Origin of the sequence: Chitinophaga flava (genome assembly GCF_003308995.1) — a bacterium.
Classification (GTDB): domain Bacteria; phylum Bacteroidota; class Bacteroidia; order Chitinophagales; family Chitinophagaceae; genus Chitinophaga; species Chitinophaga flava.
Genome location: NZ_QFFJ01000002.1, coordinates 2,518,203 through 2,543,567, shown reverse-complemented (window position 1 = coordinate 2,543,567; position 25,365 = coordinate 2,518,203). Strand labels below are relative to the sequence as shown.

Here is a 25,365-nt window from a genome sequence, read left to right as displayed (position 1 = left end):
TATATGGATTAACGGCTGATAATAAATCTGACGTCTTTACTTTCATTTTCGGCGACTACCCTCAGGATAAAAATGCCGTTATTGGCATTACCCAAAGCAAAGCGGTCATCTATCAGGAGTGCCGGGCTATACTGTTGTTTAGCCAGCACGCGGCCATTCAGATCAAATATGGATACGATCACCTGTTGCTTGCGGCTCATCTTAATCTGGAACCGGAAGTTACCATCATTAGGATTGGGTGACAGTGTAACGGTATCGATTACACGTACCGGCAGGCTGTTGGATGGCCCTGCCAGCGGGTCGTAGTCGCTGATCTGAAGGTCTTTGCGCACTTTGTAGTTACATTCACCGAAAGTGCCCTGCATTTCTACCCAGTAGGTACCCGGACGGGTGAACTTTATCAGTGGGGTACCGTGGTCATAGCCCAGCAGGATAGCCTGCGGGTCGAAGGTCCAGCTGACAAAGTCGGGTGCCGGGAGGCTGATTTCCTTGATCACCAGCGTATCATAGGCGTTTTTGCGGGAGGCTACCAGGAAGTTGGCATCCGGCTTAACATTACGTTTGGTGATGGAAGTCTGCTGACTGTTGCCGCAGCCATTCGCATCCTGAACTTTCACGGTATAGTCGCCGGAAGTGAGGTTGCTGAAGGTATTGTCGCTGCCCCAGATGCTGCTGCCCAGTGCATATTGATAAGGAGTGGTGCCACCTTGTACGGTAGTCGTGATGGTACCATCATCGATACCATCGCATATCTGCGAGCCTGTCACAGCCAGCGCCAGCACCGGCGGTTGGGTTACTTCATAACTATAGGACTGGCTGCAGCCTTTGCCGTCAGTGACTTTTACGCTGTAACGGCCAGCTTTGAGCTGTGGTGCCTGAGCCCCATTCAGTCCGGCGCTGCTCCACTGGTAATTGTAACTTCCATCTCCGCCTGCCGCTTGCAATACCACCGCACCATTGGATTCACCATTACAGCGTACATTCGTAACCGTAGCGGTAGCTGTTACCGGTGGGAACATGGCTGTTACTGCCGTGGTGGCTGATGCGGCACAACCGTTGACATCTTTTACCAGGAGGGCATAGTCACCGGCAGGCAATGTTGCAAATACGCCATCCGGCTGTGGAGCTCCATTGTTGAGTGTATATTGATAGGGCAATGTACCACCGGCAGCCTGCAGGGTGATTTTTCCGGTAGGGTTACCACCACAGGGCAGGTGTGCAATGTCTGAGATCACCAGCGACACTGGCGCTGATGGCTGTTGTAGAACAATGTTTTTAGTGATTTCACAACCGCGTCCATCCCGGACTTTGATGGTATAGTTGCCGGCACCTATGTTTTTGTATTGAGCATTATTCGTGTAGGCACCACCGTTAACACTGTATTGATACCCCTGATAGCTGCCGCCGTTGCCACCACTGGTAGTCAGGTTAATTTCCCCATCGGACAGGCCATAGCAGGACACCTGCATACCATGATAATCGGAAGTACTTACTAAAGAGGTCAACGCTGCTGCCGGTGCGGTGATGCTTACCGCCCCACTTTCAGAAGAATAACATCCTGCAGCATCTTTTACGCGAACTGTATAATTGCCCGCTCCCAGCGGGGTATTGTTATTAAATGACGTATAGGCGGCACCGTTCAGGGCGTATTCATTGACAAAACTACCACTGCCGCCATGAGCTTGCACCCCAATGGTTCCCGCCGTACCAAAACAAACGATATCCTGACGGGTGATATTATCAATCACAATAGGTGGATTTAAAGTAGCCACCTTCACCGGCAAAGTGATACCGCAGGTATTAGCGTCTCTGACAGTAACGATGTAATCTCCGTTTGTTAATCCGGTGAATACAGGGCTGCTTTGCCAGTTGGTACCGTCGAGACTGTACTGCAGACTGCCGGTGCCACCGTTACCTGCCACTGTGATACTGCCTGTAAGCACCGCTGCGCAGGGGACATCCTGCTTGCTCACCAGCTGTACACCCAGTGCCTGAGCGGATTCTGTAAAGGTATAGTTCTGTGATACCATGCAACCGCGGCCATCCTGTACCTTCAGGATATGCTGACCGGCTTTGATACCGGAGAGCAATGGATTATTGCCAAAAGCACCATTGTCCACCGCATAGGTGTAACCGCTGTATGCAGCACCGTTACCACCGGTAGCAATTATCTGCGCAGTACCGTTGTTACCTCCTGCACAGGATATATTATGACCATTATAATCTGAAAGTGTGGCGGAGAAGCTGATGGCAGCAGGTGGAGCTGTCAGCGTAAGTTTGTTATTATAGGTAAGACTACAACCATGCCCATCGGCTACCTTCAGTGCATACACACCGGCATCAAGACCCGCACCACTGCTATAGGATTGGGACGTAGCCCAGTTGTCATTACTCAGACTGTACTGGTAAACACCATCACCTCCTGTTGTGTTGAGTGTGATGCTACCCAGAGTACCAAAACAGCGTATATCCGTCACCGTAGCAGTGGTGATATTTATTGCCGGGTACAGGTAGTTAACCACAATCGTAGTGTCTTTGGAACAGCCGTTGGCATCTGTTACATGCAACGCATAACTGCCCTGCGACAGGTTACTGATTGCTGGTGCCGCTCCCAGTGTACCGTTGATATATAATTTATACGGAGCAGCCCCTCCTTGTATGTTAGTCGCAATGCTACCGGTAGCAAGGCCGTAACAGTCAATATCCTGATGCGTAGCATTGATACGCAGGGAAGGCTCTACCAGCGTTACGCTACCGGACACCACACAACCACGGGCATCTTTCACACTGATGCTGTAAGTTCCGGGGCCCAGATTCGAAAATACATTCGCGGATTGATAAATACCATTATCAAGTTTATATTGATATCCCGTATAGGCTCCGCCGTTACCGCCTGTTGCCAGTACAGTGATTTTACCATCAGCCGCACCGTTACAGGAGATATTAAAACCGTTGAAGGAAGACAGCTGTGTTGTAAACGCCAGTGCCGTGGCGGGCAAGGTAATAGTATATGCATCCGGCAGCTCCAGCGTACAACCTTTACCATCTTTGATTCTGAAATAATAAGAACCGGAAGTATGCAGGGCTGTGCCCGATGTAAACGAAGTATAATTGGTGCCGTCCAGTGTCCAGGCGTAGGTATAGCTGTTGTCACCGCCGGTAGCGGAGATGGTAACGGTAGCACCATCGGCCAGGCAGACAGCGTCTTTGATGGTCACCCCGCCGGACTGCAGGGCCGGCAGCTCGGTGATCGCAACAATATTTGAAAGTACGGAGCAGTTGGTGGACTTACTATCGGAAACGGCTACACGATAAGTACCCGGAGCAAGTGCATCGATCTTGGTATCGGTATCAAACCAGAAAGGGTCTGTCACCCATACGCCGCCTTTCAGCTTTTCCCATTTATATTGATAGAAGCCGGAACCACCGGAAACAGTGGCTTTCACGATACCATCCTGAGCGCCGTTGCAGGAGATATCCGTTTTTTGCAGACTTACCTGCAGAGGCGTTGGCTCTGTGATAGTGATATTTTGCGTAACGGCATCATTACAGCCGGATACATTTCTTTGTACTTTGATGCTATAGCTGCCGGCAGTCAACGCGCTGAAAACTCCGCTGCTATTGCTTACGGGGCTACCACCGGATTTGGTGAGGGTGAAAATATAACCCGTGGATCCGGTAGCTGAATATTTCAGATAACCATCATTGCCGCCGGAACAGGTCACCATACTACGGTCATCCAAAGAAAGTGTCAGTGGTGCAACCGCATTCAGGCTGGTTGGAATACTCCATCCACTGCAGGAAGGGAAATCGCTGTTGAATATCTGTACGATATAGTTACCATCACTCAAACCACTGAAAGTATAGTTACGCGAAGCCACTGCCCCGCTTTGCTGTATCAATGAACCATCTTTATACAGTTTGAACTGATAGCTGGCAACAGCCGGGCTGCCTGCATCGGCCACCACGGCAATAGAACCATTGCCCGGACTTGCACAGGAAGGATCAGCAGGGAATACCTCTCCTTTTATCTGCTGTGGTTCATTCAGGTGTATGGGTAATATTACGCTGGGTGAACAGGCGTTATCTTCCACGGTCACCGTGTAGTCGCCACCGGATAGGTTGTTCCAGGTCAAGGAACTACCAGGGGCTTGTTGCTTTGCAGACACAGTAGTACCACCTTTTGCCAGTGTAAAGAAATAGCCGTTGGTAGCGCCATTACCAGCTGCCGCCGTAACAGTGATTTTACCATCACTGGCACCAAAACAGGATACATTCGCAGAGCCGGACATATCTTGTGTAGCTGTAAGCGGGTCCATATCTTCTACTTCCACGGGAATAGGACTGTAGCAGTTACCAGCCGTTCCGGAAGGGTTGATCACCCATAGTGTATATTTTCCTTTGGATACATTATTAACCGTAATACCGCCGGATACAGGAATGTTTTGCTCGCTCCATTGAATAATATCACCACAGGCAGATCCTCCGCCAGACAGATCGGGATTACAGGGAGTGGAAACATTACCTGGCCGCAGGATCCATCGTATGTTCAGAAACCTGCTGGTGATGGCAGCTGAAGGGATGATAATCTTACCGGTGGCCCTGCCGACACAGGAAGAAACTTTCTGTATGCGGTTTATATCTACCTGAGGTCCTCCGGGTAGGAAAGTATAATCAGCCGTTGTGGCGGAATAGTCGGAATACATGGTGCTGCTGGAATAGGACGCTCTTACCCGGCACCTGAAATGGACATTAACCTGACCACTCTGCACCTCGGGGATACTAGTCCCATAAAAGGAATAGGAATATGTATCTCCGTAGTTATTGGAATTCGTCCCTAACGTCTTCCATGGATTGGCGCCAATCTGGTATTCCCATACAACAGCTGTTTGTACGATACCATCAGAAAAAAGAGGCCAATTTTGGGAAGAGGTAAGAGTCACCTGCTCGGTAGCACAGGTTTGCGAGGATGCGCCAACAGATACACTAATAGCTTTAGGCATCTGCATATCATACAACCATCTGCCTGTAAAACTGCCATAACCATTATAGCTGCCATAAAAGGTACTACTAGCTTTTGTTGGATAGATATCAGAAATGGATACACTACCGGCGGGCATTCCATCTTTGAACAACACATAAGGAGGCGTTGCGCTTACTCTTGCACCAAGAACAATACTACCAATATCCCAACCGGGATCAGACATGCCCCAGAGACCACCGGAAGAGTTGGTCCCCAACCTCAACGTTCCATACTTACCGGCATATTCGGTCGGAATATTGATATAAACAGAAATATTTTGGGCCAGCAGACAATTACAGGTTATCAACGACAGGACCAGTACACACAGAATACGGGAAAAAAAAGACATCGCGCGATTTCAGATTTTAGTATTTCAGGGAAATCTCCCTGCTCATCACTGCTTTAGCATCTCCTTTAAGCACAGCAGTTATTTTATATTTATAAATATTACCCAATATAATTTCGTCATCTACCGACTGCCTAGCATTACCATCTATCGTACGGTAAAGGATATACGGCGAATCATTTTTGGCACGATAAATACGGTATTGTTTTACATCCGGCTGATCATATTCCCATGAGAGCAGTACCTGTTTTTTCTCCATATCCACTATGCCTTTCCAGTTCTTCACGGCAGGACGTTTGCCGGTTTCAAACCAAACATCACCGCTGATATCTTTCGACTTGTTGCCACTGTCGTCCCATACCATCAGCTCATAGAAATAAGTGTTGCCCAACACGACTGCTGTATCCAGGAAAGACTCCCGGAGATGCGCAGTATCCCAGGCCCCTACTTCCCGGCGACTGCTGTCTTTGGCATTGATACGGTACAGTGTATATTTCACTACATCTTCACTGGTACTGTTGTTCCATTGCAACACCACACCGTTTAAACTATCAGCGCGTACAGCCCTGGTAAACACTGGTGTAGAAGGGGCAATGGTATCCGGCCTTTTGAGTGCCAATACCGCCGTATAGGCGGAGGTGTTATAGTTTTTATCGAGTGCGATTATTTTATAGAATACTTTCGAAGTGAGGGTATGCAGCGTGATCGTATCCTTGAAAGCAGGCTCAGTAAGGATTTCCTGTGTTGCCTCCGTAAACTCTTCCTTAGCACTGTTACCTCTAAACACACGATAACCTTTGAGGTCTTTTTCAGTATTACTGTCCCACTTCAGCGTTACTATTCCGGTGGAGTCTACGGTACCGGCCAATCCGGTAGGTACTGCCGGTGGAATGGTATCAATCAACTGGGCAAAGTAAGGAAAGGAATAGATCGCCTTTCCTCTTTTAGTGATTCCTTTTATCTTGTAATAGTTGGATGCCAGTGGTTTTGGATCGGTAAAACTGTATACCGGTGTTTTGTCGGTCTTAAAAGTGGCTATTGGTAAAAAAGGACCACTACCCTTTTCAGAACGGGTGACAATGATGGAAGACAGATTTTTGGCGAGATCACCGGGTAATAACCAGCGAAGTTCAATTTTTTTATTATCGATAACGATGATGGTGTCCATGATGGGCCTTTCAGACACGGCAGGCACGCCCATGCCCATTACTACCTGGGAGTAAGGACCATATTCACCAAAAGGAGTGATCCCTTTTACGCGGTAATAATATTTCACATCATTATCGGGCAGTGAATCCTGGTAATAGGAAAACCCGGCTGCATCGGGAGCAGTGGGCACTACGGGCAGATCTGTCACCGGCTGGAATGTTTTGCCGTCTGTACCTCTTTCTACTACATAAGCGGAATACATCCCTCTGTTGAAGTTGGTAAGCCAGCCTAATGTAGCGGTGCTGTCTGCACAAACGATGGCCAGTTCCGGCGGGCGGCCCAGCAGTATAGGTTCGTTGAGGGCTGTTACCACAATGGCTGTATCGATGATCAGGTTTTTAGGTTGTTGTCCTACACTGATGCGGTAAGCATAACGTTCACCCGGGCGTACGGTAGTATCTTCCAAAAACAGGGCAGCACTTCTGGCGGCGGCCACCGACATATCGCAGGCCAGCAGGGCCATGCTCATACGCCAGTCGTTCTGGCTCTGGTTTTCAAACCAGGAACCGATCCCTTCTTCAGGCTTTACTTTTTTAGCTCCTTCTCCATAAATCAGTTCCGCTACCATCGCAATGCGGTCATCCTTCTGCGCAGCTGTCTCCATCTGTTTCAGCGAATAAGGCTTCAACGGCTGCGGTGTCAGCAGTACAGGCTGCGGATGTGGTACGAGTACCCCGTTGACAGAGGTAGTAAAACGTTCTACCGTATAGCCGTACTTGTTACCTATCTCCCAGGCAATATATCCTGCCGGCGACCAGCGTAGCTGGATCTTTCCGGGCTTGGGATTTGCCAGGCCCACAATACGGTGCTCACTTTGCTGTTGCTGCGCACTGGCGGTGTGCCGGCCCATCAGCAACAACCCCACAGATAACAACCCGGTAAATAGTATACGGTACATTGATATTATAATTTATAGTAAATGCTTCGTGTAATCGATGATGTTATATTGTTTTTTCCAGGCAGTCTGTATTGCAGTTCAACCGGATAGAACTGGTTGCCCTGCAGATCCGGGAAGAGCGACGTCATCAGACGGCTGATGGCCGGTGTTGCCTGTCCGCCGCTGAGGTAATAACGATTGGCTTTGTTGAGCAACTCATGATAATCATCATTGGCCACAAAGGAAACGTAATACATAAAGCGGCAGCGGCCTGGTCTGGCTGGTGCATATCCATCGTTGATAGCACCATCTTCCAGTTTATAGCTGGCAATATCATTGTTGTACAGCCGTACAGCATCCAGCGGCGGGATGCCACCGGTGACAGTAAGGTCTCTGGTGATATTGATAGACGGATGGAACGGATAATTGTTATACAACAGCGGCATCAGCTGGTTTTGCAACCATCCGTTGTTGGTACCGGCTCTCAGCGTGATCATCGGTTTTGTAGAGAAAGTGGCATCCCCTTCAATCTCAAATTTGTCAAAGGTTTCTTCTGTATCAAAACGTTGTCCGATAACACTGATGTAATTAGTGGCGATATCAAACATATCCCGCGGATCGGAAGTGGCGTTCATTTTCTCTGCAAAAGTGCCGAAGCGGCTGGTGCGGAAATTATACGCGATCACTTCTTTGGTAGCGGAAGAGGTGGCGTTACCTTTCAGTGCTTTCTGCGAGAAAGTGGTGGTATCACCTTCTTCACTAATGGTCGTAGTATTTTTGGTCACCACGTTGTTGGCCGCTTTTTCACCGTCCAGTGATGCACGGGTGATACTGAATCCGTAGATGGTTTCTCCGGACAGATTGGCCGGGATATCGAAACCTACTTCTGCAACATTTTCACTATAAGACACCGGTATATCTATTGCCTGGCCTTGTGCAGCCGTCATAGCGGCGGTCACTTTCCATTTTTTACCGGAGCCGTCTACCGGTGCAAAGAGGTCGGGCTGACCACGTTTTAATTTGATGTATCCTTTATTGTATTCTCTTGGCAGCAGGTTATACTGACGACGAACAGGATAAGCATAAGCTACGTTCTCCCATGGAATATAGTCAGGTGCCTCACCGGTAGTGAAAGTGGCGGACTTGGTTTCATAATCGATGTTATTGCCATTTTTCAGCGCTTCCCAGCTGCTACCGTTCTGACGATCGATATGCACTTTGGCAGAAGCGGTCAGTTTACTCAGCGGAGGCAGGATATCACGGAGTGTGAGTGACGCAGAAGAGCCGTCAGTAGCCAGTTCTACGTTACCTTTGATCTCGTTTTGATCTTTCATCAGTTTCAGTTCATCGAGCTGAATGCGGTAGGTAGCCACTTCATCAAACTCATTCATCATGCTGAAAGATTTTCCTACGGCCATATTGAAGGCCACCTGCGGCGTGGCAAACACACTTACATCATTATTCTGATCATCTGGTTTGATATCAGAGATCACTACCACGTTGAGTTCTTTTGCGCCTACTATTTCACATTGGGAACCTAATTCAATTTTGATATTGGCGGTTCCTTTGATCAGTCCACCCAGCACGGCATATTTTACGCCCACCATACCACGGAACCAGCTGGGATTGGGCAGTTTAGCCTGTAACAATACCGCGGCTGAGAGTTTGGCGATAGAGAATCCTCTTTTCTTACCGAATACTTTCACCCGGATACCTACATCTCCTTTAACAAATACATAAGCCTGACCAGAAGCGTACCAGCCGTTGAATCCGATTACGCTGTTGCTGCCTTTACACCTGGCCTCTCCGTAGTTGCGCAACAGGATGTCTGTTCCGGCACCCAGTGCAAAATCGCCATACACACCGAAGTCGAATGAGAAGCCCGCACGGAAGTGTGCACCGAAACCGAAGCCACCACCTTTACTCATGGCGTTTTCCATGGCCATGAAGTTGGTGTTGACACCATCAAATACTTCTTTGACTTCCTGTGGCACGTCTGGCATATCTTCTACCTTGCTGCCCATCATGAAATAGGTCTTTATCTCTGCCAGTCCGAGCACATTGAGGCCAAACATCTGGGAAGGACGGCCGATATAGAACCACCATTCGTTGGGAGCCATGTGGAAGGCTGCTTCTCCAACCAGGCCGTTTTCGTTGATACCGCGGAGTACTCCGGCTATATTAATATATGTTTTAAAGCTGGCGTCGTAGGTGCTGTTGACATTATCATATCTCATTTTAAACTTCACCCATACCGGAGCTGACACATCTTCTTTAGCATCTTGTTTGTTGGCCGCTTTTAAAGCTTTGTGTACCACATACCCAGCCCCATCAAACTGGGCATAGCGGAAACCGCCGTCTGTACCAAACTGTACTTCCAGGGCTACGTTGGCATTGACCACCATTTCCTGTGCAAAGGCCAGGGATACGCCACCGATGAAGCCCAGCCCTGCATCACGGGTAGGCACATACTGAAATATTTCAGACACATCTTTCAGTCCGCCTTTTTTGTCCACTGCATCACGGGATTCATAAGGGTCAAAAGAGGCAGGTCTTTCCATATGATAAGACATACCGCCCATCAGGCCTGTGATCTGCAACATGCCTATCGGGATATTTACACCGATATAGGCGTCCACGTGCCAGTAGCGGTAATCATCCTTGGAGCCGAAATAAGCCGTAGCCTTGGCTTTGGGGATAGGTCCGGGAATGGAGAAATCCAGCATGCCCCTGAAACCATTGCCATACACCGGATGGTTGTCAAAGATGGTGAGTATGCCATGCATGGAAAAGGCCATTACTTTTACGGTAAGGTCAATATCATTCACCGACACCTTATCCAGTTTCCAGTGGGTCCTTGTTTTTTGTATTACAGTACCATCTACGGTCACAGATTGTATTTCATCCTGTTGCTCGGCGGTCACTACAAAAGATGTTTTACCACTGAACCCCTTATCACTGGAGTTCATGAAGTTGAGCTTAACGGTGCCGCCTATACCGATTTTGCCTTCGGAGATACCGATGTTGAGGTTTTCAAATCCGATGGGGAAACCTCCCATTTTGGAATTATCGGAGTTGGAGATATCGAAGGTACCGCTGTGCACATAAGGCTTCTGGGTAGACAGGGTCAGTTCCTGGAAGGCGATATTGTTGACATTGAGGAAACTCTGATTAAGGGTCACTTTACCGTTCAGCACCGCCATTGGCACAAAATCCTTTTCAGTTTTGGTGATCTGTACACGGCTGTTTTTATCAAGTGTGATTTCTCCTGCGAAGAATTTATATTTCTTTTCAGCGGTAGTTTTCACAGCAAATGAATAATAGGTATCACCGCCACGCATACTAATGGAAGCATCGTAGCCAAGTGGATCTTTCCCGAGGAAGTCCAGCTGCAGCAGACCTGCCAGCTGACCACCATTGAGTTTATTTTTGCTGAAAGAGATGCCTATCTTATCTACTGACAACGGCCAGCCACCAGCGCTGGCATCTCCCAGCGGGAGAATATTTTCTGCGGTGATGGCTCCGCTCACACCCTGATCGTCCAGTATAAAATTGGTGACTGATACTTTAGGTCTGCCTTTCTGTGTAGCCAGTTGCTGTGGCAGCCCTACTTCCAGTTCCTGCAGGAAGAAGCCCCGCCATAACAGCGGGCTGCCCGGATCTGCCAGCATATCACTGGTTACATTCAGGCCGGCAGGGTTAGCGATGTCGCTCATGTCTACCGTAGCATTCTTCACTTTAAAGCTGAAGTCTTTGAGGCCGTTGATATGGAACGCAGGGATGTCTACACTGGCCATGATGTTATTCAGGTCGTGTACATTAACCTGCATGGCTGCACGTAGTTTTTCTGTTTTAGCATCTTCCGGCTGCAACCAAGCTTTATCGAATTCAAAAATCCCGCTCAGGTTGGCCGCCCGGAAACCATTACAATCCCACTCTACGTAGTTGGTACCGTCGCCGGGAAATATCAGGTCGAGGTGATCGTTGATAGGAATATTTTTTTCACTGAGCAGCACCAGTTTGGTAGATCCTGATGCGGAAATGCCTCCTGGTGTGAAAGCCACATTTTTGGCACCAAATATCAGTTCACTGTTGGTGCCCGGAAAAGTAAAGCGGAAGTAGGCGTTGAAATAAGCACCGGTAGGCGTCATATGAGCGCTATCGATCGCTATCACATAAATTTTTCCATTGATTTCTCTTACCAGCCCAATGGGGAGGTTACCCATTTCTTCGCTGCTGAGTGCATTGACATAACGTCCTTTTTCTTTGATACTTTTGAAGACACCAGTCACATGATCAATCAGATCGCCCTTTTGGGCGGTATCTGCCACCGGTGACGTGTACAGGGAGTCTGTAGCGTAACACGGCTGCAGGCAAAAAAATACAAATGCCAGCAACAATGCAGACATTGCATGGAAAGGGTTAGGGATATATTTGAACATCGGTCAACAGGATAGGCCCTTAAAAATTATATTTCATGGTATTAGTTTCAAATATATATATAATTATATAATTAACTAATTTTTTAATCCGTAAATAACGCCTTGATAATATTATCATATCTTTATCTCTAACGGAAAAGGATATATGATGAGTGCGATAGACTATATAAAAGGAGACGCTACCCAGCCGGTGGGCACTGGCAACAAGATCATTGTTCATATCTGCAATGACATCGGGCGTTGGGGTAAAGGCTTTGTGCTGGCTGTTTCCGCCCGGTGGCCCGAACCGGAAAAACAATACCGGACATGGTACGCCGATGCCACCAACTTCGCATTGGGGCAGGCTCAATTTGTAAAAGTAACATCCAACATATGGGTGGCCAATGTGATTGGTCAGCATAAAATTGTGAAAGGCAAAGGCGGCATCCCTCCTATCCGCTATGAGGCCGTGCAGGAAGGACTAAGGATGGTCAGCAGCTTTGCCCTGGAAAACAATGCTACCGTGCATATGCCCCGCATCGGCTGCGGACTGGCAGGTGGCACCTGGGATAAAATAGAGCCTATCATTATAGAGGAGCTGCTGAATAAAGGCGTAGCGGTAACAGTATATGACTTTGCTTAAAGAAAGGACTGTTCTGTTAACTCGATTTTTCTGCCATCGGGGTCCTGCACTATGGCATGGTATCCCCACTCCGTCATAATGGGCCTTGCAATTACCGGCATACCCCGACCTTCCAGGTGCTCTACCATCTTATCCAGCTCCCTTACTTTAAATCCCAGTCGCGTAGTTTTATCCGGCTGTGATACCTGTTGCGGCAACGGATAAATTTCCAGCAATGGAGTACTTTTACTGGCATAATGGAAAGGACCTTTTCCATGCTGATGATATTCAAACTCAAAACCAAGAAGTGTGTAAAAGGCAGCGACTTCCAGCATCTGGTTGGTTTTGATAACGAGGAGGTTTAAACTAATCATGTCTTAGTTCAGCTCATAATGGTTAAGGTATGTACTATCCACTGGTATCCATTTATTTTCCTTGTGGAGAAACAGTACTTCAAAAGAGGTAACAGACTCCGGTTGGGGTATGGAATCATCCGGATTAACTTCTTCCAGTTTATACCGCATCAGTAAAGAATCTCCGCGGATTGCAGGCTGGCTGGTGATATACCTTGTACATTCCCATCCTCCGAAAGAGGCCCTATATCCCCCCAAAATGCCGGACAGACTATCTTGTGGCTGTACATTTTTAAAGATATAAACGTGGGTACCGCAATAACCACTCCCTGTCTCGCAAATCTTCAGACAATAATAATCTCCGCACTTTACAAATCCCTCATAACGATTATTCCAGCAGCAGAGATAGTTCCAGTGTATAAATCGTTCAGCCTTGATAATACTGTCATTCGGGCGAACCTCCATCAACAGATGGGTTTCGAAAGACTCACTTCCCGCATCCAGTAAACAGGCGATGAAGTTACCATCCGGTTGGCGATAGTATCTGCCCAGCGTATCACTATCCGGATAGAACCTCCATCCGCTCGCAGTAGTATCTGTAAGATGATTGTATTTCAGAAAATTCAATACATCCTTTTTCCGGATAAATCCGGAATCCTGTGTAAACAAGCCTGATCGCGGTTCTACGGGGGCACTACAGGCGACCAATAGCAAAACAAAAAGGCAGATATATCTCATAGGTATTATCTAAAGCTGGAAGAGCTTCAGCTCTTTCCTGTCAGTTTTTTAATCAGTCCGGTAAAGCTGTCTGCGTACTGTTCAAATTTCCATGATCCCTCACCATGTTGGGCGGTATATACCGGTGCGTCTCCGTCTTTTATATCGGAGAGGTCGAGGCAGAAAGGATCTGCAGCATCGTCACCGATCACCAGCAGCTGTGCGGGCCAGTCTTCCGATGTTTCACCGGTGACGGCATTAAAAGCGTAACCACCCTGACGTTCCCGCAGTTCATGTGCTCCATACAGGTGAAGACCTTCTATAAAATCATCCCCGGGCAGTGTGACCTTCAATGGAGAATAGTATTGCAGAAAGGTGGCATATACAGCCGGGAGTGTCCATTGGACACTAATTTGCGTGATGTCTTTCTCTGCGGCTATCACCAGCCAGTCCTGCGGATTGGAAGGGTCTTTGTGTTTGCGGCGTCTTTTTTCCAGCTGCTTATCCAGTTTCGCCATCAGTTTTTCAAAGGCGGTACCGGGATGTAACAGTGACGGATGTACGGCGGGAGGTGCATATCCTTCACCATCGGGATAACCCTGCTCCTGCCATTGCAACAGCTCAGTAAGCCGCAGCTGTTCCGGTTTCCAGTAGCCAGGATCTGAAGGCAGCTCACGATCAAATGGCTGCCGGCTGTACAACGCAATACTTTTGATGGCTTTGGCTCTTTCGCTTACTGGCTGAGCGTCATGGGTGGCCAGGGCTATCAACACCGGATAAGCTTCTCGGCCGGCGGTTTTAAGCAGCCCATCTATCCCCCAGTAAGTGAGAGCCGGTATGGTAATGCTCCATTCGAAAAAAGGACGCCAGGCCATTTCTCCGGGTGCTACCAGTCCGATAATATCGGTCATCAGAAAAGCCCGCCAGTGCAGGAGTTGCCCTTCCCGGGCATATTGTGTCAGGCTGCGGATTACCGCTTCGCGGTCTTTGCCAGCAAAGGTCTTAATCAGTTTGTCTTTCAGCGTTGAAAAACGACTGCCATCTTTCTCTTCATATAAGGCTGCCACAGCAGCATCAAAAGTCACGCTCATACTGCAATTTAGGACAAACACAAAAATAACGGGAAGGGCTGTATTAAATCTAGTGTTTCTCCAGCAGTTGCTGTACTTTTTTTTCGAGAGAAGCCTGCCGGTTTTTAAGCTCTGTCACTTGTTTTTCCTGCAGTTGTTGTACTTTTTGTTCCAGAGACACTTGCCGGTTTTTAAGCTCTATCACTTGTTTTTCCTGCAGTTGTTGTACTTTTTGTTCCAGAGACACTTGCCGGTTTTTAAGCTCTATCACTTGTTTTTCCTGCAGTTGTTGTACTTTTTGTTCCAGAGACACTTGCCGGTTTTTAAGCTCTATCACTTGTTTTTCCTGCAGTTGTTGTACTTTTTGTTCCAGAGACACTTGCCGGTTTTTAAGCTCTATCACTTGTTTTTCCAGCACTTTGTTATTATCGTTTTCTTCCATCAGGTATAAGGTGAGTTCTTCCACCTTTTTCAACAGGGCTTTATTCATCTCGCCCAGGTCCTGTCCTTCTTTTACAATGGTTGCTGCGGAAGGTATTTCGGGGAGATGACCATGTTCATCGATAAAGGTACGTACCTCCTGTAATGCAGGCAGGTGGTAGTTTTTATCAAATACATAATCGGGCCAGCCGATAGCGGTCACTTTCACTTTCTGAGCGGAGAGTGTACCGGCTACAGCCAATTTGGACTGAGGAGTACGGGTACCGATACCTACATTGCCGTCCATCGTTGCGGTAATGGCCACAGCAGCGGAAGCAGCCGTAAACGGATTCCCTACAAACAGATTCCATTCGTTGGTCATCGGCATCAACCCCAGCGGAGCAGTACTATTTCCTCTTACATCCATCGCTGCCCAGCTATCTGTCGAGTTGATAGACCTTACCTTAACATCCACCCCTATAGGAGATTCCGGCACGCCATAGGTATTGATGGCCCTCAAACGGAAACGGACATATCCATACTGAGAATTAACATCTACCACAAAATTTTCAACAGCACTTGTGGTGTACCCCGCTTTACTGATACGGCCGGCTTCCCTCCATATATCCGGATTAGAATGGGTAACATTCACGAGAAAAGTAGCCCCCGCCGCAATATTACCACGGGTATACGAAATAGAGATCTCATAATTGCCGGAAGCGCCTGCATTGGACGGACTTGTCCTCAGAAATTCAACATAATCGCCTACTGCAAAACCAGCAGGGAAAGTAACAGAACCAACATATAGCTCCGGTCCGCTGGCAAAAACAAATGGCATAGCACTACATAGGAATACAATTGTTAAACAACAATACAGGGATAGCTTTTTCATTTTTTTTGGGTTGTGACAGCAAATTAATGAAAAAGCCGGGCCCTCATTCACAAAATAAGATCTAGATTACTTGCTGCAAACAGCCAGTTATACAGGCATTCATCGTTTGGTGGCTTCAGCTTTTGCCTTCCAGCCAGCTCTTGAATTCCGCCACCCTCTCACGGCTAATAATAACATCAGTATCAACATAAGGTGCTAATTGAAGTATTAATCTGCTATTATAATAAGTGGTGATTTTTTTGATGGCATCGATGTGTATGATAAACTGCCGGTTGATCCGGAAAAAGACATTCCGGTCCAGCATCTTCTCAATCTGATCCAATGAATAGTCCAGCGGTAAACGTTGATTCGTTACCGTAGTAGCTACCGTCATACCTTTGGTAAAATGCAGATAAGCAATATCCTGTGCTTTCACATATACCAGCTGATTGTTGATCTTACCGATAAAACGGGTACTGTTGCGGCGCATAAACTCTTCCGCAATCTTTTCAATACTAATGGCACTCGCTGCCGCTGGCCGGAAATGTTCATATTTCTGCAAGGCCCGTTTTAACTCGTCGGGGTCAATAGGCTTCATCAGGTAATCGATACTGTTTACCTTAAAAGCCTGTAAGGCAAAACCATCATAAGCCGTCGTGAAGATGACCGGCGTAGACACCTTCATTTTACTGAATATCTCAAAACAGTTCCCATCAGACAATTGTATGTCCATCATCATCAAATCTGCACCAATGCCCTGTTCCAGCCATTTCAGTCCTTCTGCTACCGACTCAATAACAGCCACTACTTCTATGCCCGGATCATACTTATGCAGCAACTGTTTCAGGCGTTCGGCATTATGCATTTCATCTTCAAATATGACAATCTTCATGTGACAGTAATAATGGGTATTTTTACAATAAACATTTCATCAGACTGTTGTATCTCAATTCCACGGTCGCTGATCAGCGCATATCTCTTCTGAATATTCTCGAGCCCTATCCCGGATGACAACTCAGCACCCGTTTTCCTGCGGACAGGATTGGATACTACCAGGCAACCATCTTCATTCTTTACACTGATAATCAGCGGATCGTTGGCAGAAAAACGGTTATGTTTGATGGCATTCTCTATCAGCAATTGCAGGGATACCGGCGGGATCATCCCTTTGCTGCGTATCTTCTCCTCTACTTCAACTTCAAACTGTATGCTCTGCTGATGACGTATGTGCATCAGAAACAGATATGACTCCAGAAAGTCCAGCTCTGTTTGTACCGTCACCAGGTTTTCGAACTTCTTATCTAAGATGTAACGATAGGTTTTGGCCAGCTGTGTAATATAATCTGCCGACAGGTCAGGGCTTTTGTACACCAGGTTGGTGAGCACACTCAGCGAGTTAAAAAAGAAATGCGGATCTATCTGGTTGCGCAGGGCATCATACCTGGCCTGTATATTCTCCCGCATCAGCCTTTCCGCCTGCACCTGATATTCCTTCCATGCTGAATAATAATAGATGATACCATTGAAAGTCAGTATCAGCAGGTAAAACATAAATATGCCGAAGTTGAGATCATAACTCAGTGCCTTAAAGCTCTGCCAGGCTTCATAACGATGAAACAGCACGATGTCTGACACAGCATACAAAAAACCAAAACCAAAAGCCGCCACTATCCCATACAATACCAGCACACAACATAACACAGCCAGTCTGCGGGATGCTGCCACCCCTCCTATCCTCGCCTCAATCATACGGGTGAGCCATACCGCTCCTTCCCATACCAGCAGCCCAAAAGCCACATAAAAAAGGCTGAACATCCAGCCCCTCAAATCCATCACCCTCAGGTCATTCACAAAGGTGTGATCAAAAGATTTGAAGATAATGCTGAAAGTGAACAGCACCAGTATCCTGGAGAGATACAGAAATACTTTGCTGGAGAATAAAGGTTCGTTTTCCTGGAAGTTCATAGTTTACCCCTAATCCTAAAAATAGTTATTTTCCCTGAACCAGTGGAATGCACTACTGATCGCATCTTCCACCGGTGTATACTTAATATGCAGCTCCCGTTCAGACTTCTTCCCGGTATAATAATTATCCATACACAACATATAGGCAGCCGTATGATTCAACCGGCCTTTTATACGAGCGAAACGCTGTAGCAGCGAACCTGTTGTACCGGCTATTCTCAGCATCGTTTTAGGTATCCTTACCATTAGTTTTTTCTCGCCGGTGATGTTATTGAGGATAGTATAGAACTCGCGGTAACTCAGATTCTGGCCGGCCAACAGGTAACAGTTGCCGTTTTTGCCGTAGTGGATTGCGTTGATAATACCTCTGCACACATCCTGTATATGGACAAAATTTTTTCCTCCCGGCGGATAAAAGAGCACTTTCTTCTTCAGTCCGTACAACAGCAGTTTACCAGAACTGGGCTTTACATCACAGGGCCCTACCATAAAAGTGGGGTTCACCACTATAGCCTCCAGCCGGCTGGCGGCCACCTGTTCCAGCACATACTGTTGTGCCAGGTATTTGGTATTGATATAACCGGAGCGGGCACTGAAAAGGGTGAACCCATTCAGTTCACTACCAGGATAAAGCCGGCTACCCGGCCCGATAGTATTGGCCGTGCTCACATAGATCAATCGTTCTACCCCTTGATGAATACAGGCCTCTGTAATGTATTGTGTACTGGTGTAGTTGATCCGTTCGTATTCTTTGAAAGTAATATTCCACTGATCAGTGATACAGGCCGTATGAATTACAATATCACAGCCGGCCACGGCCGCATCTACATCATTTTTATTATCGATATGGCCAAAGAATACCTCACAGGGAATATCGGCCATTCCTTTCAGATCGGCCGTAGGCCGTATCATCGCTTTGACATCATATCCCAGGCGATATAGCTCCCGTGTAAGATTGGAACCCAGAAACCCGTTGGCTCCTGTTACTAATACTGTTTTCATGCTCAGACAAATTGTATTTCCTTCTTTACTTCCCGCGACACCAGTCTCAACCTGAATGCCAATGGCAACAGCTGCATCAGCCGATGATTGATACGGTTCATCAGCCCCGGAATAATCACCCGGCACTTGCTGAAAGTGCCTCTAAGCGCAATGGCTGCAATCTGAGAGGTATTGAGCAAGCCCATTCTCCCTTTAAAGCCCTGGCCAATGATACGCCGGGATGTGTGGGAGTTGGTCATGATAGGCCCCGGATATACCACACTCACAAATACACCCGTACCCGACAGCTCTTCCCGCAGTCCCAGGAAAAAGGAAGAGATAAAAGCCTTGGAGGCCGGGTATACCGTTTTGTAGGCAATAGGGGTAAAAGCCGCCATACTGGCGATGTTCAGGATATAACTCTCCTGGTGCTGCAGCAAATGTGGTATCAGCAGCCGTGTAACGATCACGGTACTACGTATATTCAATTGTATGATACTGTCTATTCTCTCCAGTGAAGTATCAGTGATGAAAGATGTTCCCCCGATGCCTGCATTATTGATCAGGAAGTCTACCTGGTACTGGGACAAGACCTCAGCCAGCACCTGTTGTAATAGGCTGGTATTCGTCATATCAAATTCAAAGAAACGGACGTCCACCTTATATTCCAGCTCCAGGTTCTCGGCCAGGGAAAACATGTTTCCTCCCGGCAGGGCTATCAGGATAAGATTACGGCCCATGGCAGCACATTGCCGGGCCAGTTCCTTTCCCAATCCAGAGCTGGCGCCTGTGATCATGGTGTACTTTGTATGTTGCATGTTGCGGTTTAGGTTAGTACACACAAAAATGCAGTAGCGCGAAGCTACTGCAAACGATTTTTTGATGAATTGACGAAAACTGTCCCCGACCCGTAACGATGATAAGTTGTGATGTTTTATGATAGACCTGATAATGATGCAGGATTTTTTCCGAAAACATCTTTTGGCACGCAATATTGCCAATCTGTTAGACATCCACTAATCGCATCAAGTCCATCATAAAACATCATAAGCCATCACAGTTAGTTTTCGGGGGGTGTTAAACGTTGTCCCAGACCACCATCTACGAGTATTTCCTCGCCGGTGGTAAAAGTGGCGTCAAATGCCATAAAAAGGACAGCTTTGGCCACTTCTTCGGGAGAGCCGTGCCGTTTCATTGGAGTAATGGCATCGCCTATCTGCCGGAACGCTTCTCTTTCTGCTTCTGTGGCGTCTGTCACGCCCATGGTAGGAGTGTCTGTAAAACCGGGGCTGACAGCATTTACCCGGATGCCCAGTGGCAGCAGTTCAGCGGCAAAACTTTTTGTAAAGGAATACAATGCGGCCTTGGTACCTGCATAAACGCTCATGCCGGTAATACCTCCCCCATTAGCCACTGAAGTGGTGAATACAACGGAACCACCCGGATTAATCAGGGATGACAGCTGTTGTACTGTAAAAAAGCTACCCCTGGTATTGATGGCAAACATCTCATCGTATATTTCGGGTGTTACATTATCAAAGGTGGTGAGGGAAGAGATCCCCACGTTAATGTACAGCAGATCGATGGTACCCAGCTGCTCTTTTACGGTCTGCCCCAGTTTTTTGATATCAGCGATGCTGGCCGCATCGGAAACAACGGCATGTGCCTGGCTGCCCAGTGATTGGGCGGCTTTCTCAACATTGGCGGGATTACGGCCGGTGAGTAATACAGTGGCGCCTTCTGCCAGCAGCATTTTCACCACTGCCAGTCCGATCCCGTGTGTACCGCCTGTTACCACGGCTTTTTTTCCTGCGTACTTTCCTGTGTTCATCTTAATTTGTTTTTAGTGAAAAAAATGATGCTGCAAAGTGACGCAGATAACACCAGAGAGTCAATTAAGGCAATTACTTTCTGATACGGATAATATTTTCCGTATGTTCCGTTTAGGGAAATAGGGATAAATTTGTCAGGGTTAAAAAATGAAACGATGTACGAAAAGAAAATACCTAAAGAATTCACCTGTGGCATGGCTGTATTGATGGAAATCATTGGTGGCAAGTGGAAATCGTATCTGATATATCTGATCAAAAACGGGGTTAGAAGGCCCGCAGAACTCCAGCGGGCAATGCCTTCCGCCAGCCGCCGTGTGCTGGACCTGCAGCTGCGTGAACTGGAGTTTCATGGCATTATCAGGAGGGTGATCTATCCGGAAATGCCGCCCAAAGTAGAATATTACCTGACTTCATTCGGTGAGTCTATGTTGCCGGTGGTGGCCTCTATGGAGGAATGGGGACTGAAGTATATGGATACTTTCAAAACGCTGATGGAAGAAAAGAAGGAGGCTTTGCCTGAAACAGGAAAAGGGGTGATCAAACAAATAAAAACAGGTAAAGTGTTCGATTTACCGACAGCTGCCAACCAGTAAAAGTAGCGGGCGATGGTCAGTCGTCCTCAGTGAAATCGGGCTTGCCCATGGGTAGAAATACGGTAAAGCGGGTCCCTTTATCGACGTGGCTTTCCACGGTGATTTCGCCGCCATTTTGCTGGGCAAACTCCTTACACAGTATCAGCCCCAGCCCGGTACCCCGCTCTCCATCTGTACCGTAGCCGGGGCTCTGACGATAGGAAAAGAGGTTTAACACCTGCGTAGGCAACATGCCCGTGCCATGGTCGGTAATACTGATGGCCACCTGTGTACCGGCTGCAATGGCTTTCACTTCTATCTGACCTCCTGTATAACTGAATTTGAGCGCGTTGCTCAGGAAATTGCGCAGGATAACGGACACCTGGTCCCTATCGGCGTACAACAAGAGATCTGAAGGGATAGCCGTGTCTACTGTGATTTTTTTTTGCTGGATGATCATCTCGAAGAAATAAAGCACTTCGGTGGCCAGCGGCCCCAGAAAAAAGTTCACGGGCTGCGCGTGAATACCTTTCATACTGCGGGAACTCCAGCGCAGGACATTATCCAATGACCCTCCCAGCTGCGCTATCTTTTTATGCAACATGCCCGCCGCTTCTTCCATTTCCAATTCCGGATATTCTCCTTTGCGGAACATGTCCAGTAGTACTTCCAGCGTGGCCAACGGACTACGGATATCATGTGCCACAATAGAAAAAAGTTTCTCTTTGTCCTTGTTCATGGCTGCCAGCGCCTCCCGCTGTTTTTCAATCTCCCGCTGGTAATCACCCTGGATATACTTAAAAAAGCTCAGCGCCACCACAATAAAGAAAAGCGAAGTGGCCACATTGGCCCATACCCTGCTTTGCGGGACAGGCTCCGCCAGCTGCCAATATTGCGGCATAAAAATAATCAGCAGGAAGGCTGTGATGACCAGTGTGCTGAGTCCTGCTACCACCCATTTGTTGTCATACACCAGTATACAACAGATCAGGATATTGAGCAGGAAGTATTCTGCGCCATTATGAAAAAACAGGCCGGTGAAAGCGTACAACAGAATGCTGCATACAATAGCTACCAGCCGGGCGCTGAGATAACGTCGTTTCCAGTGCAGCCATAATACAAAAACATTAATCCCGCTGGTGGTCAAATTAAGGGCCGCAAGAAGATACCGGCCCTGACTGGCATTCAGGACGGCAAAGAACAACATAAACGGGATACACGGAATAGCCAGCAGGTTGAGTAACCTGGTACGTCTTGATTCTATAAAAGGCATCAGCGGGCTTGTTCCTACATTCACTATGTAGCTCCAGGTACGTTGTGTTATTCGGTAAAGATAGTCAGTCGGACCCTTATGCATAGGACTGCAAATATACCGTGAAAATCGGGTTGTCAAGCATACCCTGCCGGTCGGGGAAGCGGATCTTTTTACCCTTCCTGTCCCCTGCCCCACAGGGTGAGGTCCAGCAGCACAAAGGCCGCCAGGAGCAGGATAAACACGATCACCCTGAAGACCAGTGCCATTCCACGGATATCCCCTTCCTGATATTGATGAAAAATTTCCAGCACCTTCCCTCCGTATTTTACAAGGAGCGCTGCTTCGATAACCAGGAAAACCACTATTACTGTCCACTCAGAGTAAGGATGCATAGGTTTAAGGCTTAAAGTCACACAGGGCCGGCCTGGTGTTTTGCCGGCCCTGAAAAAATATTTTACAAAAAGAAAGAAGGTGTCTCATCGGCCGATGAGGCACCCTCTTTGTGTAGTTCGCTTTCAAAGTTAATAAAAAGGTTACAATGCCTGCCGTTTCAGTTCCTTTACAGCATGATCTGCAGCCCTGGCGGTAAGCGCCATATATGTCAGGCTGGGATTCTGACAGGCGGAAGAGGTCATACAGGCCCCATCTGTCACGAACACATTTTTGACAGCATGTACCTGGTTCCATTCATTAAGTACAGACGTTTTAGGATCGCGGCCCATTCTGGCAGTGCCCATTTCATGGATAGCCATACCCGGATAGGATTCCCTGTCGAAGGAACGTACATTCTTCAGTCCTGCCGCTTCCAGCATAGCTACTGCTTCGCTGGCCATATCCTTGCGCATCTGCATTTCGTTGTCTTTGAACTCACAGTTTATTTTCAGCACAGGCTGGCCCCAGGCGTCTTTTACGCTGTGGTCGAGGCTCACGGTATTTTCTTTATAAGGCAGGCATTCCCCGAAGCCCATCAGTCCCATCTGCCAGGGACCGGGTTCTGTCAGGTAGTCTTTAAAGCCGCCGCCTACGCCCAGTTCGGCGATACCCCTGGCCCATCCGGTACGGCTGCTGTAGCCGGTATAGCCGAAGCCGCGCAGGTAAGCGCGTTTGTCTTTTTCTACGTTGGCAAAGCGGGGAATATAAAAACCAGCGGGGCGCTGGCCGTAGTAGTATTTATCGGCGAAGTCTTCTGAGGTACCGCTGGCGCCTACATGGAAATGGTGATCCATCAGGTACTGGCCCAATACACCGCTGTCGTTGCCCAGCCCCTGCGGAAAACGGCCGGAGGTGGAATTGAGTAATACGAAGGTGCTGGCCAGTGCAGACGCGTTGAGGAAGATGACTTTGGCGTAATATTCCGTCATCGCTTTGCTATGTTTGTCGATCACCCTTACGCCGGTAGCTTTGCCTTTGTCTTCGTCATAGATGATACTATTGACAACGGAATCTGTGAGCAGGGTAAGGTTGCCTGTTTTGACAGCTGCCGGCAATGTAGAAGACTGTGTGCTGAAATACGCTCCGAAAGGGCATCCCCGGCTGCAGCGGTCACGGTACTGGCATTTGTTCCGGTCACCGATAGCCTGCGTGAGATTGGCGGTGCGGAAGATGGTCATGCGCCTCTCCGGGAAAGCGGCTTCCAGCCTGCCTTTCACCTGTTTTTCAAAACAGTTCATTTCCATGGGCGGCTGAAAAACGCCGTCTGGCAGATGAGGCAGCCCTTCCGCCTGCCCGCTGATGCCGGCAAAAGCCTCTACATGGCTGTACCAGGGCGCCAGGTCTTTATAACGTATAGGCCAGTCGATACCGATGCCTTCTTTTATATTGGCTTCAAAATCCAGGTCACTCCAGCGAAGGGAGCCCCTGCCCCACATGATGGAACGGCCACCTACGATATCCGCCCGTTGCCAGTCAAAACGTTTTTCTTCTGTATAGGGATTTTCCGCGTCGTTCATCCAGTAGCTCTGGTTAAACTCTGTATATACCTTTTCGCGGACCAGGTACTGGTGTCCTTTTTTCTGTTCGTTGGTCAGCACACCCCGGTGCTGTACCTCCCAGGGTGCAGCCGTGGCCGTTGTATAATCCTTGACATGTTCCAGCTGCCGCCCTCTTTCTATCATCAGCACTTTGAGTCCTTTTTCACAGAGTTCTTTGGCAGCCCAGCCACCAGTGATACCGGAACCTACTACTATCGCGTCATACGTATTGGCCGTCTGGGCCTTCAGATTCAGATTGATCATACCACGGAATTTACAGGTGTGCCGAAAAATAATAAAATATTGATACAAACACAGCAGATTTGGTATGACCGGAAAACAGACGTGCCGACGGCTTTTATTTTTCGATGTGGACGATCACCCCGTATTTTTTCCCCTTTACACCGTATTGTTGGATCAGCATAGCTCTATCAATCACTTTCAGCTCTTTGAACGTATGGATGTTGACCTCCGACAGCTCCGCTTCCGGCTTGTCTTTCAGTACCTTGTCGTTGAGGATATAGACCACCTGTGCATCTGCTCCCGGTTCTGGTACGATGCTCCGGTAGCCCGCATCCTGACTAAAGATGAGCCAGTATCTGTTACGGACAAATTGTTTGGTTTCTAAATAAACCGCGTTGTTGTGACTAATGGCAAGTTGGCCGGTATATTTCATGACGGTAGCCCGGGCAATGTCTGTAGGCAGTATCTCTGAGAGGGCCGTATAAGGAACAGGCATACTGTCTATAAAATACGTCGTGTTTTTGGTGTCTCCCGGAGGGGGTATCTGCGCAAACAAGTCTGCAAAGCAAAATAATAACAACAAGATAAGCAGTATTTTCATGGTAAGCGGGATCTGGT

General features: G+C 47.9%; 18 protein-coding genes. 2 read left to right on the top strand and 16 right to left on the bottom strand.

Translation table 11 applies throughout. The annotated features are described in order from the left end of the window. Positions 1–8: 8 nt before the first annotated feature. From DF182_RS26330 to DF182_RS26320, 3 genes are read right to left on the bottom strand one after another with little or no spacing between them, the layout of a single operon-like run. Positions 9–5,372 carry a T9SS type A sorting domain-containing protein gene (locus DF182_RS26330; RefSeq protein ID WP_113618741.1) on the bottom strand — a complete coding sequence of 1,788 codons (5,364 nt, stop codon included), beginning with the start codon at positions 5,370–5,372 and terminating at the stop codon, positions 9–11. A gap of 16 nt (positions 5,373–5,388) precedes the next feature. After that, positions 5,389–7,476 (bottom strand): fibronectin type III domain-containing protein, encoded by a 2,088-nt coding sequence (locus DF182_RS26325; RefSeq protein WP_113618740.1) that lies wholly within the window; start codon positions 7,474–7,476, stop codon positions 5,389–5,391. A gap of 5 nt (positions 7,477–7,481) precedes the next feature. Beyond that, a complete protein-coding gene (locus DF182_RS26320; RefSeq protein WP_113618739.1) occupies positions 7,482–11,897 on the bottom strand; it encodes a hypothetical protein in 4,416 nt (1,471 codons plus the stop codon). 145 nt (positions 11,898–12,042) lie between these two features. Here DF182_RS26320 and DF182_RS26315 point away from each other — a divergent pair, with 145 nt between their 5' ends. Continuing rightward, positions 12,043–12,519 carry a macro domain-containing protein gene (locus tag DF182_RS26315; RefSeq protein ID WP_211327214.1) on the top strand — a complete coding sequence of 159 codons (477 nt, stop codon included), beginning with the start codon at positions 12,043–12,045 and terminating at the stop codon, positions 12,517–12,519. Here the strand turns inward: DF182_RS26315 and DF182_RS26310 are convergent. The 9 genes from DF182_RS26310 to DF182_RS26270 all read right to left on the bottom strand — a co-directional run bounded on the left by DF182_RS26310 (position 12,516) and on the right by DF182_RS26270 (position 20,706). Beyond that, positions 12,516–12,872: a VOC family protein gene (locus DF182_RS26310; RefSeq protein ID WP_113618737.1), complete on the bottom strand. Its 357-nt coding sequence runs from the start codon at positions 12,870–12,872 to the stop codon at positions 12,516–12,518. The two genes, DF182_RS26315 and DF182_RS26310, sit on opposite strands and share 4 nt — an antisense overlap. A gap of 3 nt (positions 12,873–12,875) precedes the next feature. After that, the gene (locus tag DF182_RS26305; RefSeq protein WP_113618736.1) at positions 12,876–13,520 is read right to left on the bottom strand and encodes a hypothetical protein; all 645 of its coding nucleotides are present in this window, start codon (positions 13,518–13,520) and stop codon (positions 12,876–12,878) included. Positions 13,521–13,615: 95 nt separating this feature from the next. Beyond that, positions 13,616–14,659: an SMI1/KNR4 family protein gene (locus DF182_RS26300; RefSeq protein ID WP_113618735.1), complete on the bottom strand. Its 1,044-nt coding sequence runs from the start codon at positions 14,657–14,659 to the stop codon at positions 13,616–13,618. A 49-nt stretch (positions 14,660–14,708) separates the two neighbouring features. Continuing rightward, entirely contained in the window at positions 14,709–15,950 is a 1,242-nt protein-coding gene (locus DF182_RS26295; RefSeq protein WP_147243556.1) for a hypothetical protein, read from the bottom strand. A gap of 115 nt (positions 15,951–16,065) precedes the next feature. After that, the gene (locus DF182_RS26290; RefSeq protein ID WP_113618733.1) at positions 16,066–16,821 is read right to left on the bottom strand and encodes a LytR/AlgR family response regulator transcription factor; all 756 of its coding nucleotides are present in this window, start codon (positions 16,819–16,821) and stop codon (positions 16,066–16,068) included. Next, positions 16,818–17,894 carry a sensor histidine kinase gene (locus DF182_RS26285; protein ID WP_113618732.1) on the bottom strand — a complete coding sequence of 359 codons (1,077 nt, stop codon included), beginning with the start codon at positions 17,892–17,894 and terminating at the stop codon, positions 16,818–16,820. Before DF182_RS26285 ends, DF182_RS26290 begins: the two co-directional genes overlap by 4 nt. A gap of 15 nt (positions 17,895–17,909) precedes the next feature. Continuing rightward, positions 17,910–18,896, bottom strand: a complete 987-nt coding sequence (locus DF182_RS26280) for an NAD-dependent epimerase/dehydratase family protein (RefSeq protein ID WP_113618731.1) — start codon at positions 18,894–18,896, stop codon at positions 17,910–17,912. Between the two features lie 2 nt (positions 18,897–18,898). Continuing rightward, the gene (locus DF182_RS26275) at positions 18,899–19,693 is read right to left on the bottom strand and encodes an SDR family NAD(P)-dependent oxidoreductase (protein WP_113618730.1); all 795 of its coding nucleotides are present in this window, start codon (positions 19,691–19,693) and stop codon (positions 18,899–18,901) included. 242 nt (positions 19,694–19,935) lie between these two features. Continuing rightward, a complete protein-coding gene (locus DF182_RS26270; RefSeq protein WP_113618729.1) occupies positions 19,936–20,706 on the bottom strand; it encodes an SDR family oxidoreductase in 771 nt (256 codons plus the stop codon). Positions 20,707–20,862: 156 nt separating this feature from the next. Here DF182_RS26270 and DF182_RS26265 point away from each other — a divergent pair, with 156 nt between their 5' ends. Continuing rightward, entirely contained in the window at positions 20,863–21,300 is a 438-nt protein-coding gene (locus DF182_RS26265; protein WP_113618728.1) for a winged helix-turn-helix transcriptional regulator, read from the top strand. A 16-nt stretch (positions 21,301–21,316) separates the two neighbouring features. Here the strand turns inward: DF182_RS26265 and DF182_RS26260 are convergent, their stop codons facing one another. The 4 genes from DF182_RS26260 to DF182_RS26245 form a co-directional block, all read right to left on the bottom strand. Next, positions 21,317–22,636: a sensor histidine kinase gene (locus DF182_RS26260; protein WP_113618727.1), complete on the bottom strand. Its 1,320-nt coding sequence runs from the start codon at positions 22,634–22,636 to the stop codon at positions 21,317–21,319. 68 nt (positions 22,637–22,704) lie between these two features. After that, positions 22,705–22,926: a hypothetical protein gene (locus DF182_RS26255; RefSeq protein ID WP_113618726.1), complete on the bottom strand. Its 222-nt coding sequence runs from the start codon at positions 22,924–22,926 to the stop codon at positions 22,705–22,707. Positions 22,927–23,067: 141 nt separating this feature from the next. Next, a complete protein-coding gene (locus tag DF182_RS26250) occupies positions 23,068–24,768 on the bottom strand; it encodes a GMC oxidoreductase (RefSeq protein ID WP_113618725.1) in 1,701 nt (566 codons plus the stop codon). Positions 24,769–24,862: 94 nt separating this feature from the next. Then, positions 24,863–25,348 (bottom strand): hypothetical protein, encoded by a 486-nt coding sequence (locus tag DF182_RS26245; protein WP_147243555.1) that lies wholly within the window; start codon positions 25,346–25,348, stop codon positions 24,863–24,865. Between the last annotated feature and the right edge of the window lie 17 nt (positions 25,349–25,365).